This window comes from Frigoribacterium sp. PhB160 (genome assembly GCF_003751785.1).
Classification (GTDB): Bacteria; Actinomycetota; Actinomycetes; order Actinomycetales; family Microbacteriaceae; genus Frigoribacterium.
The window spans coordinates 221175-234053 of the sequence record NZ_RKIE01000001.1 but is presented as its reverse complement, the minus strand read 5'-3'; the positions used below and the strand labels follow the sequence as shown (position 1 = coordinate 234053).

Genomic DNA, 12879 nt, shown 5'->3' with positions numbered 1-12879 from the left:
GTGTCATCAAGCACCCGCGACGGCAGTGAGGGAATTGGCTTGGGCAACGCGCCCCAGCCACCGGGCACTGGGCTTCGGGGTCCTGTCGAAGGTCACGAGGTCCACGGCGACGAGACCGAAGGTGACGTCGTACCCATGCACCCATTCGAAGTTGTCGACGAAGGTCCAGTGCAGGTAGCCCCTCACGTCCAGCCCGTCCGCGATGGCGCTGGCGACTCCCTCGAGGGCGCCCGTCGTGTAGTCGATCCGGCGGGCGTCGTCGGTCGTGGCGATGCCGTTCTCCGTGATGAGCATGGGGGTGCCGCCGGTGGCCTGCCACGTCTGCCGGAGGGCCATCTCCAGGGCGTCAGGGCGGTACGCCCAGCCGACCTGCGTCAGTTCCGCCCCGTCGGGAGCCCCTTCGAGTCCGTCCGGGCCGACGAGTTGACTCGTGTACGACTGGACACCCACCCAGTCGTCCTCTCGGCTGACCTCGAGATAGGCGCCCTCCCACGTGTGTCGGTACCGGGCGAGATCCTCCTCATGGCCAGATCGAGCCACGAGGCCCTGCACGGCGATGGTCCAACCCACCTCGACCGACGTGAGGTCGTGCAGGATCTCCCGGGCTCGCTCATGGGCTCGGATCATGACTGCCGTCGCTGCCGGCTTCGGCTCTGGCATGGTGAAGGCGTTGATGCCGGCTTCCCCGCTCACGGGTGACGCCGCTTCGCGCATGCGGGCCAGCACCGCCTGAGGATCGTCGTACTGCAGCGGCGTGCTCATCTGGTGCATGACGGCGAACATGTTCGGCTCGTTGATCGTCGCGACCCAGGTGACCCCGTCGAGGATGGGCGCGACCGCCGTGACGTAGTCCCCGAACCGGTCGACGGCCTCGTCTGATGCCCACCCGCCCGCCTGTACGAACCAGAGTGGGCTCGAGAAGTGGTGCAACGTCACGACCGGCTCGACACCGACCTCGAGGCAGTACTCGATGATGCGCCGGTAGTGCCCGAGCTCAGCTCTCGCGACATGGCCCCTGACGGGTTCGACCCGGGCCCATTCGATCCCGAAGCGGAACGCGGACAAGCCCAAGGACTTCAGCAGGTCGATGTCCTCTCTCCACCGATGGTAGAAATCGAGCCCGTCGCCGCTGCGCTCGGCGAACGATGATCCGGGCAGCTGCTCGAGGGCCCACATGTCGCTGTTCGTGTTGTTTCCCTCGTTCTGGTGCGGAGCCGAGGAGGCGCCCCAGAGGAAGTCGTCGGGGAATGCGGTCATCGAACGGTCACCCTCACTCGAGCGAGGTTCTGCAACCTCGCGAAACGGTCGTCCCGGTTGCCGTCACGATGTGCCGTGACGCGCACGGTCGGGAAGTACGTCCCGGCAGAGGCGAATGAGACACGGCGCTCGACCTCGACGGCGGGGCCCGAGGCGATGTCCGGCTGCGCTGTGACGATGCCCCGCGCCTCCTCGCCCCACTCGATCGCGACGATCGTGCCCGTGCCGGGGGTCGTGGCCTCGGCTCGCAGCACGATCTCCTGCCCAACGCTCACCTCGGCGTGCTCCGACCCGTCAGCGGTGAGGTGGACGAGGGGCTGGACACCCCGCCGCTGTTCGGCCGTGTCGGGTACTACGACCTGGCCGTCGACGATCTCGTAGCGTGTCGTCGCCGGGGGTTCGATCCCCCGCTCGACCCACGCGCTCAGGTCGCGAAGTGCCTGGTGCACGACGCCGAGGTAGCTGACCGTTCGACTGGGGTGCTCCTGGTCAGTGAAGTCGCCGTGCAGCGCATGGTCGATCATCCACAACCGGAAGCGGTCGTCGACGGAGTGTCCGAGGTGTGCCTCGACCTGAGATCGGTACCAGTCCGCCTGCCACGGGTACGCCTCCCGGTCGAGCAACGACTCGACCACGATCATGCGACCGCCGAATCGTCCTGTCTGCACCGTGCCCGCGGCTCCGGCGGCGAACATCGGACCCACGAGCATCGGGCGCTGAGGGTACCGCGGTCGACCCTTCTCGTCACGGAACTGGTCCCACACGGTGAACTCAGGGCCGGGCACCTGATGGCGGTGGTAGGTCTGGACCGCGAGGAACCCGCTGTTGTCGAGTAGGACCTCGTCGCCCTCCCCGAGTGCGGCAGCCTCTCGAGGGTCCAGCGGCCCGAAGACGGCCACGTCGCCGACGAGCTGGAGCACGACGAGGCGGGACCCCGCCGATGCACCTGTGGTGACGATGAGCTCGGCGGCCTGCGGGTCGACCTCGGGGACGTCGGCGAGACGGACGGCCACGGTGGCCCCTCCAGCACCGAGACCCAACCAGGCGTCGTCGGCGGCACCCGTCGACTCGCCCGGGTGCGGGACATCGCCGACTCCGGCACCAGCGAGGTCCCCTGCGGTGAGCAGACCGGTGATCCGCGTCGGGAGCTGAACGCGATCGCGGTGCACGGAGCTGCCGGAGTCGGCGCCCAGGTAGCCGGGGACGGTCCAGAAGTCGTCGAAGTACCCGGGGTCGACCGCGCGGAGCCCGGGATACAGGACGGCCAGGGCGTGCATGCCCATCGTCGCGTGGCCGAACCAGGAACGCGGCGGGAAGCCCATGCTGGTGACCTCCCGGAGGGCGTCGGCCTGCTCGGCGTCGAGATCGACGTACGGGTCGCCGCTGCCTCCGGCGTCCAGGGCGTCGACGATGCCTCCCCATCGACCCCGGAGCACGCGCAGCGCGTGCATGCGCGCCGTGAAGCAGTTGGGGATCGACAACGGCGAGCCGATCACGAACGGCACGACACCGTCCCAGACACCCGTCGTGTTCTCAGCTCCGCCGATCGTGCGGAACGCGCCGCCGCTGCCTCCGAACGCATAGCCCCAGGCGCGATGTTCGCCGTACATCTCCGACGCGACGACGCGCGCGTGCTTCGCCGCTGCCGCGTTCGCGCGATAGGCGGCGATGGTGGGGTCTGCGCCGGAGAACGGGTCGCCCGACGCCTGTCCGCCGCCGTTCGTCTCGACGAAGCAACCACCGCTCTCGAGGGCGAACGAGATCTTGTCCTCCTCCCCCGTCAGACCCTCGGAGAAGTGCTCGCTGTCGGGGACCGGGGTGATGTACTGGAAGAAACGACCCTCGTACTGCTGGGCCGGAGGCAGGTGGAACGAGAACCGGGTGTCGGTGCCCGCGAATCCCCCGTGGACGTAACGATGAGGCGCAGGGCGTTCACGCCACTCATCGACGTCGACGAAGGGCTCGGCGAATTCGTCGGCCTGCTCAGTCACGTCACTCATCCGATCGTCTGCCACGTCTGCCACGTCGGCCACGTTTCAGCGAGGAACGGTGACGCTCGTGGTCGAGAGCTCGGCCCGCCGCCCCACGCTGATGGGCAAGATGGCCAGGGCGCCGAGGACGGCACAGATCGCTCCTGCGATGAACACTGCGGTGTACTCGCCGCTGAAGAGCGCCAGGATGCCACCCGCCAGGAACGCTCCAGCGGCCTGAGGGATCGAGCTCGCCAACTGCAGGAGCGAGAGGTAGCGCCCGTTCTCGTCCTCGTCCTTGGGCAGCACGTCGAGAGCCAGGGCCTGATCGACGGCACCGTAGACACCGATGCCGAACGCGGTGAGGAGGCTCGCGACGACGTACTGCGGGATGCTGGCTGTCGTACCTGTCCCGACGAGACCGATCCCGATGACGATGCCGCTGACGAGGAGGAAGGGCTTCCGCGTCTTGAGCTTGTCCGAGAGCCACCCGGACCCCATGGCGCCGCCGATGCCGCCGACGATGCTCAGGATGCCGGAGAGCGAGACGAGCTGCGCCACCTCGGCGGGGCTCAGACCGAGCCGATCTTGGAGGAGGTAGACGTTGTAGAGCGAGAAGGACAGCGCGAGGAAGACGAAGGCCCGGCTGAGGAACACCCACGCCAAGTTGGGGTAGCGCTTCGGGTTGAAGTAGAACCCCCGGAGGATCTGCTTCGGGCTCGAGGTCACACGAGGCGCAGTCACGCGGGGGTCCCGCATCGCGATGGCGAAGATCGTCATGCCGACGAACGCGATGATTCCGGGGTACAGGAAGAGGCCGGCTCCGGTGCTGGCGAGGACTCCGCCGAGGACGACGCCGAACAACGGCGCGATCTGGTTGATGGCCCCGATGATGCCCGTGACGCGTCCACGCTGCTGCTCGGGCAGCTTGTCTGCGAGGTGGTTGACGATCATGGCTGCCGAGGTGGAGTAGCCGACGTAGGCGATCGACCAGCCGGCGATGAGCGCGAAGGGAGTGTCGGTGAATCCGATCGCGATCGACCCGATGAGTCCGAGGAGCACACCTCCCACCAGCCAGGGGCGTCGCCGGCCGAAGCGGGACCGCGTCCGGTCGCTGAGCATGCCGACGAGCGGCATCAGGACGACCACCAGGATGCCGGGAATGCCCGCGGCGAGCGCGAGGAGCGAGTTGCGGGAGTCCGGCGCGATCTGGTCGATGCGAACGGCCAGCGAGTAAGCGATCGGGGCGACGAATGCCAGGTAGAGGGTGAACTGCGCCAAGAAGAGGAGAGCGAGATAGCCCTTCCGGAACTTCGGCCGTTCGCTCTCACCGGACTCGCGGAGGCCCTCACTGATCTGCTCGGCGCCGATCTCGAGGTTCCCTGCTGCCGAGAGCGGCAACTCGGGAACGGGATGGTCTGTCGCCGGACGAGGGGCGGGGTGCTTGCCGGGTGCGTCGGTCATGACGGAACTCCATTGTTCGAGTGCGGGTGGGTAACGCGCGTAACCAAGAGGAAATCACACCGCGAGGCGTGCGTCAATGGGAATAATGAATCGTTTCAGCGGAGATCTGGTCGAGGGCCTGAGACGAGGGCCGTCGTCCATTCGCTCCCCTCGCTCGAGAGATCAGCTGGTCATGAGGTGCCGGTCGCAAGGGCGGCGAGCAGGTCGCGTGCCATGTCCTCGGAGGCCGAGGGATGGCGCTGTGCGAGCATCCCGAGAGGGGCGTCGCCGAGCTGGCTCCCCGCCGCCTCCACAGGAACCCCCGGGAAGTAGGTGCGGAGCACGTCCAAGACGGCCGCCCACGCCGTGTCGTCCTTCATGACGTCCTTGACGGGTGACTCGAGCGTCAGCACGACGTCCTCGCCGAACCCGGCCGGCCGGGGCCAGCGCCACGAGTGACGGCCCGCGCCCACCTCCACCACGAGCGCCTCCGGGTGGAGCGGCGGCACGACCGTCGCGGTCGCGCCTTCGGGCACGACCACGTCGAGCACGAGCTCCTCGCCGTCGACGTACCAGTTGCTCTCCGCGCGACCGCGTACCGTCTCGTGCGCGGTCCTGGCCGAGGTGAGCCCACCTCCGGGCAGAGGGGCGACCGTGAAGGTCTCCCAGCCGGGCGAGGTCCTGGTGAGCCCGCCCACGACGCGGTGCAGCCAGTCGGCGACGGCCCCGAGAGCGTAGTGGTTCAGCGACGTCATGCCCGTGGCGTTGATCGTGCCGTCCGGCAGTACGGAGTCCCAGCGCTCCCAGATGGTCGTCGCTCCCATGGTGACCGGATAGAGGAAGGACGGGCTCTTCTTCTGCAGGAGCATGTCGTAGGCGACGTCGACGTGCCCCGTGCTGCTCAGCGCGTCCGTGATGAGGGGCGTGCCCGCGAAGCCCGTCGAGATGGTGCCGCCGACGGCGGTGACGATCTCGCGCAGCCGGTCTCCAGCCACCTGCCGCTGGTCGTCGTCGAGCAGGCCGAACATGATGGGGAGCGCGTAGCCCGTCGCGGACTCGCTCACGACACGGCCGACCTCGGTCACGAAGTGCCGCCGGAAGGCTGTACGCACGCGATCGGCGAGCGCGCCGTAGTGCCGGGCGTCGTCGCGCTTGCCGAGGACCTCGGCCGCCGATGCGAGCTCGCGCGTGGTCCTGCAGAGGTAGGCCTGCGCGACGAGGTATCGGTCCGTCTTGCCGCCGGCAGGGTTGTCGGAGGGGGCATCGGGGTCGAGCCAGTCGCCGAACTGGAAGCCGTGGCCCCAGAGCCCGTCGTCGTCGAGTGCGGCCTCGACCTCGCCCATGAACGAGGTCATGGACGTCCAACTGGAACGGAGGATCTCAGTGTCCCCGTACTCCTGGTAGAGCTGCCACGGCAAGCTCACCGCGACGTCGCTCCAGAGCGCGGTCGCGGTGGAGGGGGTGGGCAGCACGTCCGGAACGCTCCACGGCACGGTGCCCGCCGCCTCCTGCTCGGCTGCGAGGTCCTGGAGCCACGACCCGAGCACGCCCCGCACGTCGTAGAGATAGGTGGCCGTCGGCGAGAAGGCGTTGAGGTCGCCGGTCCAGCCGAGGCGCTCGTCGCGCTGCGGGCAGTCCGTCGGGACGCCCACGAAGTTGTCGCGCATCGACCACACCGTGTTCTCGTGCAGCTTCGTCACGAGCGGGTCGGACGTCTCGAACCAGCCGGTGCGCTCCATGTCGCTGTGCACGACGACGGCGCGGAGGTCGTCGGCGCCGAGCGTCCCGGGCCATCCCGCGACCTCGGCGTACCGGAATCCATGGAAGGTGAATGCGGGCTCCCAGGTCTCTTCGCCCCCGCCGCGCAGCGTGTAGCGGTCGGTCGCCGCGGCACTGCGGAGCGTTTCGAGCTCGAGGCCGCCCTCCGGGTTGAGCAGCTCGGCATGCCGCAGCACGATCGTGTCCCCTGCGTTGCCGGAGACGGTGAGGCGCACCCAGCCCGAGATGTTCTGGCCGAAGTCGACGATGAAACGTCCGGAGGCGCGCTCCGTGATCGAGGTGGGCGTCAGCTCCTCGATGCGACGGATGGGCGGGGCCCCGTCGACCTCGACGCGTCCGACCTCGGCGTCGTAGGCCGCTGCCGGGACCCAAGAGGAGTCGTCGAAGCCGGCTGAGGCCCACCCGACCGGCTCGGCCCGGGCGTCGTGCACCTCGCCCGCGTAGATGCCGCTCGACCGGACGGCGCCCGTGCCGACGCGGAAGGAGGCATCGGTCGTGACGACGTCGGTCCGGTCGGCGTATTCGAGCTCCAGTCGCGCGTGCAGTGCTGGGCGGTCGGCGTAGTTGTGGCGGTTGTTCTCCCATGTCAGGGGGCCGACGGCCCAGCCCTCACCGACGATGGCGCCGACCGCGTTGTCACCCACGGCCACCAGGTCCGTGACGTCGTGGGTGCGCGCGACGATGCGGTGCGAGTAGGAGGTCCAGCCGGGGAAGAGGACCTCATCCCCGACTCGGTGACCGTTGACCCAGATCTCTGCGATGCCCAGGGCGGTTGCGGTGAGCGTGGCCCGGACGAGGTCGTCGCCCACCTCGAAGCCACGACGGAAATATGGCGCGGGGCTTCCCTCCTCGCTCGGCTCGGCGGCGCTGATGAATGCGGGGCGTCCGGTGTCGGTCATGGTGGTCCCTTCGGCGGTGACGGGGATGTCGGTCAAGCGACGGTGAGCGTGAGGCCGACGGGCTCGCACCCGTCTGCGGACACGGCGACGGAGACGGGGCCGACGCCGGTCGGGCGGACGATCGCGAGAGCGCGGCCGTCGTAGGTGCTGCGGGTCGAGCCCGAGAACAGCTCATGGGGTGCGGGGTCGCCACTGCCGAGCGCCTGGAGCACAGCCGCTCCCTCCACGACGACGGAGATCTCACGGTCGGCCAGCGGGCGGAGCACTCCGCTCTCGTCGGTGAGGGACACGTCGATGAACGCGAGGTCGGTCGTGCCCTGCTCCAGCTGGCTCCGGTCCGCTGTCACCTGGAGGCGGAGCTCGTGCGCGGCCGATCTCAGGGTCGTCCTCCCGGTCTCGACGCCGCCACGACGGGCGACGGCGACCAGCTGTCCCGGGCTGTACGTGGTCTCGAACATCGCCCGGAAAGCCAGCTCGTCACCGACCGACGACCTGCCGAGCGACGTGCCGTCCAACACGAGCTCGACCTCGTCGGCGTCGCTGTAGACCTCGATGGTGACGGGTGTCCCCTCGTGCCCCTCCCAGCTCCAGCTGGGTAGGGCGTCGCTCCACGACCACGGCGTCCCCTGGACCGGCTGTCCGTGCCGCTCCGGCCGCTGCACGGCGACGTACGGCTCGGACCGGAGACCGAACACGGTCTCCCGGTAGTACGAGACGGGGCGCCGGTGGCCGGTGATGTCGAGATCGCCACTGGACGCCGCGAGCCAGGGGTACGCCTTGGCCGCGGCATGCGCCGTGGCACCGTCGGGGTAGCTGACCCCGCCGAGGCCGGCCTCCCCCAGGTAGTCCCAGCCCACCCAGGTGAAGTCACCGATGACGTGCTCATGCTGCTCGACGAGCTCCCAGTTGCGGGCGATGCGGGAGGGGAACGTCTCGCTGCCGACGATGACGCGGTTCGGGAACCGCTGTGCGTCGAGCTCGTAGCGACCGTCGCCGTAGTTCATCCCTGCGATGTCGAGGACCGAGAACGACTCCTCGGTCCGCTCGCTGACTTGTGGTGACGCCGAGATCTGGTTCATCATGTCGCCGACCTGGGTCATCATGGCGTTCACCCCGCCTCCGGCCTGAGGTTCGGCCGAGGCCATCGCCTGGCGCTGCTGTGCCATGCCTGCCGTTACCATGTCGAGCACCGAGACGAAGCCATTGATCCCGTTGGTGACGAAGCGGGTGGGGTCGAGCGACCGGACCTTCTCGGCGAGCCGCCTGCTCCAGACGCCGCCGCTGATCGCCCCGGTCTCGGGGATCTCGTTCCCGATCGAGTACATCACGACGCTCGGGTGGTTGCGGTCCTTGGCCACGAGTGCCTCCACGTCGCGCTCCCACCACTGCGTGAAGTCGGAGGCGTAGTCGAAGTCGCTCTTGCTCGAGGTCCACATGTCGAAGGTCTCGTCCATGACGAGCATGCCGAGCCGGTCGCAGGCCGCGAGGAGGGCGGTGCTGATCGGGTTGTGTGCGCTGCGGACGGCGTTGAAGCCGGCTGCCTTGAGGAGCTCGATCCGGCGCTCCTCAGCGCGTGCGATGGACGCCGCACCGAGAGGCCCGTTGTCGTGGTGGATGCACGCGCCTCGGAGCACGAGAGGCTCGCCGTTGATCCGGAGGCCGCGGCGGGCGTCGACCTGCAACGTGCGGATGCCGACAGGGACGACCTCGTCGTCGAGGCGACGATCGCCGTCGGTTAGAGCCAGGCGCGCGGTGTACAGGGAGGGCTGCTCGACGCTCCACAGGGCGGGGTCGGACACGAGAAGCCGGTGACGGACCGTGGCGCGCTCTCCCGGCAGGAGGGTCACCGGAGAGCTGTCAGAGGCGACCTCGGCCAGACCCGCCTCATCGAGGGAGGACGACAGCCGCACCGTGCGTGTGGTCGTGCTGGAGTTCTCGACGACAGCGGCGATCTCGACCAGGGCGCGATCAGCATCGACGTCGGGCGTCGTGACCGTGACACCGTCGACGGCCAGGTGAACGGCGTCCTTGACGATGAGGCGCACGTCGCGGTAGATGCCGGCCCCCGTGTACCAACGACTGTCCTGGTGGGTGCGGCAGTGCACCGCGATCGTGTTGACCTCACCGTGTCGGAGCCAGGGGTCGATCCGGACCACGAACCGCGAATAGCCGAACGCGTGTTGTCCGGCCAGGGCACCGTTCACGTAGACCATGGCATCGCGGTGGACGCCGTCGAACTCGAGAGCCCACAGCTGGCCCGCCGCCTCTTCCGGCACCTCGAGCTGCCTGCGGTACTCCCATGCGCCTCCGGCGAAGTAGCCGGGCGCGGCCCCGTTCGCCAGATCGGGTTCGCGGGTGGTGGCGATCTGCGCGTCGTGCGGCAGCGTCACGTCCGTCCACGCGCCTCCCGCCCCGCCCAGTTCGGCGAAGGCACTGACCTTGCGCCGGAACGACCAGCCGTCGTTGAGAACCATGACAGCCACGGGGAGCCTCCAAGAACATCGTCGTCATCGCGAGGTATCGCGCGTTACCGACTCAACCACGGCTCTCCGGGCCTGTCAACTCTCGGTAACATCGTCACAGCCGAGACGGAGGAGCAGGCGTGCCGGTCACCAGTGAAGACGTCGCCAGAGACGCGGGCGTCTCGCGAGCGGTGGTCAGCCAGATCCTCAACGGGCGAGGCGCTCGCTTCACCGCAGAGACGCGCGACCGCGTTCTCCGAGCCGTCACCGACCTCGGGTACCGCCCTTCGGCTGCCGGCCGAGCCCTGGCTCGGGGCTCGAGCGACGTGGTGGTCGCGCTCATCCCCGACACCACGTTCGGCGGCAACCTGCAGACGGTCTTCGAGTCGCTGACCGATGAGCTGGCCCGTCGCGGCCTCACCTTGGTCCTGCGTCTCTCGACGCCCTCGACCGAGGTGCTCGACAGCCTCGTCTCGAGCCTCCAGCCACGTGCCGTGCTGTCGCTGACCTCCTTCTCCGAGGCCGAACGCGCGTTGCTGGCCGCACGGGGCGTCGACGCCATCGATCCCGGCACGACGAGTCGCAGCCCGCTGAACCGGGAGATCGGGACGCTGCAGGCCGAACATCTCGTCTCTCGCGGTCACCGACGCCTCGCCTACGCCCACCTCGAGGACGCCCGCCGCGACCCGTTCGGTGCCGATCGTGAAGCGGCGTTCGCCGAGGTCGCAGTGTCTCGGGGACTGCCCCAGCCGATCATCGTCCATCTCGACATCGACCCTGGGTCGGCGGCTCGAGCCCTCGACGACCTCGGTGACCGAGGCGTCGCCGTGGGGTGCTACAACGACGACGTCGCGACCGCGCTCCTCTCGGTCGCGACGTCCCAGGGCTGGTCCGTCCCCGGCGACCTCGCCGTCATCGGCATGGACGCCACGCCCCTGTCGCGTCTGACGCAGCCAGCGCTCGCGACGGTCCAGTACGACATGGCAGCAGCCGCTCGGGGAGCTGTGGCGTCGATCTTGGCGACGATCGACCGGGCCGAGCACGGCTCTCCGGGCAGCTCGGTCGAACTCTCGCTCGAGCTCATCGCTGGCGGGACGACGTGACGTCTCCGGACCCCAGGCCAGCACCAGAGACGCAGCCCTCGGCGAAGAGCTGGCATCCTCGGACACAGACTCGTCGTACCACGACTCAGCGGATCAACCCGGCTTGGTAGGTGAGAGCGACGAGTTGGGCCCGGTCTCGTGCGCCTACCTTCATCATGGCTCGCGCGACGTGGGTCTTGACGGTGAAGGGCGAGACGAACAGCTGCTGGGCGATCTGTTGGTTGTCTCGGCCTGAGGCCGCCGCGATCACGACGTCGCGCTCGCGGGGCGTCAACTGGTCGAAGGTCGCTGCAAGAGCCTCGTCGACGGGAGCCGATGCCGTCTGTGCGACCTGCTCGATCAGGGCCGCGGATGCCCTGGCCGACAGCACGCCGCCGCCCTGGGCGACGTCGACGATCCCGGCGATCAGCTCCGTCGGACCGACGCCCTTGCTGAGGAAGCCGTTCGCTCCGGCGCGCAGGGCCGCTATGACGACGGAGTCGTTGTCGAACGTGGTCAGGACGAGGATCTTGACATCGGCGGTCGCCTCGTCGGCACGGATGCGTCGGGTCGCCTCCACGCCGTCGATGCCCGGCATGCGGATGTCCATCAGCACGAGGTCGACAGGATGCTCCTTGACGTAGTCGACTGCCTGCAGGCCGTCCTCCAGGTCGGCCACGACCTCCGTACCGTCGCTCGCCTCGAGCATCCCCCGCAGCCCGAGTCGGATCATCAGCTGGTCGTCGACGATGAGCACGCGCACGGGAGCCTTGCTGCCGCCCGGCATGGGGTGGTCGATCATGAGTCGTGCCTTCCGTCGATGTCCAGGGTCACGGTCACCGTGAAGGTCGCCTCGTCGGCGGCGACGTCCACGTCTCCGCCCGCACTGCGAGCCCGCTCGGTCATGCCCACCAGGCCCAGCCCGGCACGCCTCCCGGCGACGACGACGTCGGTCCGCCGGTCGTTCCGCGCACGGATGGTGATGGTCGCGTTCACCAGGAGGACGTCTAGGTCGACCGTGCCCCTGCCGTACTTGAGCGCGTTCGTCAGTGCTTCTTGCACGATCCGGTACACGGCGGTGTCGATGGTCGCGTCGAGACCAGGAGGCAGGCATGCCAGTCGTGCCCGGACGTCGAGGCCCGTGCCCTCGAACGACGCGACGAGCGCCTCCAGTCCCGCGGTGCCGGGAGCCGGTCGGGTGTCGTCGTCCGACGACGGGCCGGAGGCGCGGAGCAGCGACAGGATCTCCTGCGTCTCGTGGAGAACGGCTTGCACCCCGATGCGTGCGTCTGCGAGAGCTCGTCGGGCGGCGTCCGCCCCCGAGGGCAGGCTGACCTCGGCGACGCCGAGGTGCATGCTCACGATGGCGACCTCGTGGCCGACGACGTCGTGCAGGTCCCGCGCGATCCGGAGCCTCTCCTCCGCGACCCGGCGGTCGGCCTCGGCCTCACGCGTGAGCAGGGCGTCCCTGGTGCGTTCTTCGAGCGAGCGCCAGTAGCGGTGTTGGCTGAGCAGGGCGCTGCCCGCGGCCGCGCCGGCGATCGACGTCGCGGCCGCCAGCGTGACCTCGGGCTGGGCGATCTGGAACGAGAGCGCGAGAGCCTCGGACAGTGCGGTCACCAGCGCGGTCACGAGACCACTCCTGACGGCCGAGACACCGCGGACGGTGGCGGAGAACACGGTGAAGACCGCGATGGTCCACAAGGTGATCGGGTCCCACCCGGCGAGACCGCTGGTCAACGCCCCGCCGAGGACGAAGACGAGCCCTGCCCAGGCGGATCGGCGCGCGACGATGACCCCGACCCCCGCGAGCGCGAACGCGAACCAGGCGCCCACGGGAGCCGCTGAGGACGTGCCCAGCAAGTGCACGGTCTCTCCCGCCAGGGCGGCCAGCGACACGACGAACGCGGTCCTGTCCAGGGTCGCAGGTCGGCGGTACCAGGGCTCGGGCCGGAGGTACTGCTCAGCACTGTCCATCGTCACGGTG

8 protein-coding genes are annotated in these 12879 nt (G+C 69.2%); 1 reads left to right on the top strand and 7 read right to left on the bottom strand.

Features of this window, described 5'->3' with window-relative positions; genetic code table 11:
- Positions 1-6 precede the first annotated feature (6 nt).
- From EDF38_RS01055 to EDF38_RS01035, 5 genes are all read right to left on the bottom strand, one after another.
- Complete coding sequence (locus tag EDF38_RS01055; protein WP_123353553.1) at positions 7-1257, bottom strand: glycoside hydrolase family 1 protein; 1251 nt, start codon at positions 1255-1257, stop codon at positions 7-9.
- Positions 1254-3248 carry a hypothetical protein gene (locus EDF38_RS01050; protein ID WP_199734542.1) on the bottom strand — a complete coding sequence of 665 codons (1995 nt, stop codon included), beginning with the start codon at positions 3246-3248 and terminating at the stop codon, positions 1254-1256. Before EDF38_RS01050 ends, EDF38_RS01055 begins: the two co-directional genes overlap by 4 nt.
- Positions 3249-3293: 45 nt before the next feature.
- Positions 3294-4691, bottom strand: coding sequence for an MFS transporter (locus tag EDF38_RS01045; protein ID WP_123353552.1), 1398 nt, complete (start codon positions 4689-4691; stop codon positions 3294-3296).
- Between the two features lie 170 nt (positions 4692-4861).
- On the bottom strand, positions 4862-7348 hold the full coding sequence (locus EDF38_RS01040) for an alpha-L-rhamnosidase (protein ID WP_123354936.1): 2487 nt from the start codon (positions 7346-7348) through the stop codon (positions 4862-4864).
- A 32-nt stretch (positions 7349-7380) separates the two neighbouring features.
- Complete coding sequence (locus EDF38_RS01035; RefSeq protein ID WP_123353551.1) at positions 7381-9822, bottom strand: glycoside hydrolase family 2 TIM barrel-domain containing protein; 2442 nt, start codon at positions 9820-9822, stop codon at positions 7381-7383.
- A 128-nt stretch (positions 9823-9950) separates the two neighbouring features.
- Between EDF38_RS01035 and EDF38_RS01030 the strand changes: the two genes are divergently transcribed.
- Positions 9951-10913 (top strand): LacI family DNA-binding transcriptional regulator, encoded by a 963-nt coding sequence (locus EDF38_RS01030; protein ID WP_123353550.1) that lies wholly within the window; start codon positions 9951-9953, stop codon positions 10911-10913.
- An 85-nt stretch (positions 10914-10998) separates the two neighbouring features.
- Here EDF38_RS01030 and EDF38_RS01025 read toward each other — a convergent pair whose 3' ends face one another.
- Together EDF38_RS01025 and EDF38_RS01020 are read right to left on the bottom strand one after the other, a co-directional pair.
- A complete protein-coding gene (locus EDF38_RS01025; protein WP_233572106.1) occupies positions 10999-11694 on the bottom strand; it encodes a response regulator transcription factor in 696 nt (231 codons plus the stop codon).
- Positions 11691-12869: a sensor histidine kinase gene (locus EDF38_RS01020; protein ID WP_233569066.1), complete on the bottom strand. Its 1179-nt coding sequence runs from the start codon at positions 12867-12869 to the stop codon at positions 11691-11693. Before EDF38_RS01020 ends, EDF38_RS01025 begins: the two co-directional genes overlap by 4 nt.
- Positions 12870-12879: the final 10 nt, after the last annotated feature.

What these genes read in the sequence shown, in the direction of transcription:
- EDF38_RS01055 (WP_123353553.1), bottom strand. Translation starts at nt 1,257, where the DNA reads ATGACCGCATTCCCCGACGACTTCCTCTGGGGCGCCTCCTCGGCTCCG.
- EDF38_RS01045 (WP_123353552.1), bottom strand. Translation starts at nt 4,691, where the DNA reads ATGACCGACGCACCCGGCAAGCACCCCGCCCCTCGTCCGGCGACAGAC.
- EDF38_RS01040 (WP_123354936.1), bottom strand. Translation starts at nt 7,348, where the DNA reads ATGACCGACACCGGACGCCCCGCATTCATCAGCGCCGCCGAGCCGAGC.
- EDF38_RS01035 (WP_123353551.1), bottom strand. Translation starts at nt 9,822, where the DNA reads ATGGTTCTCAACGACGGCTGGTCGTTCCGGCGCAAGGTCAGTGCCTTC.
- EDF38_RS01025 (WP_233572106.1), bottom strand. Translation starts at nt 11,694, where the DNA reads ATGATCGACCACCCCATGCCGGGCGGCAGCAAGGCTCCCGTGCGCGTG.
- EDF38_RS01020 (WP_233569066.1), bottom strand. Translation starts at nt 12,869, where the DNA reads ATGGACAGTGCTGAGCAGTACCTCCGGCCCGAGCCCTGGTACCGCCGA.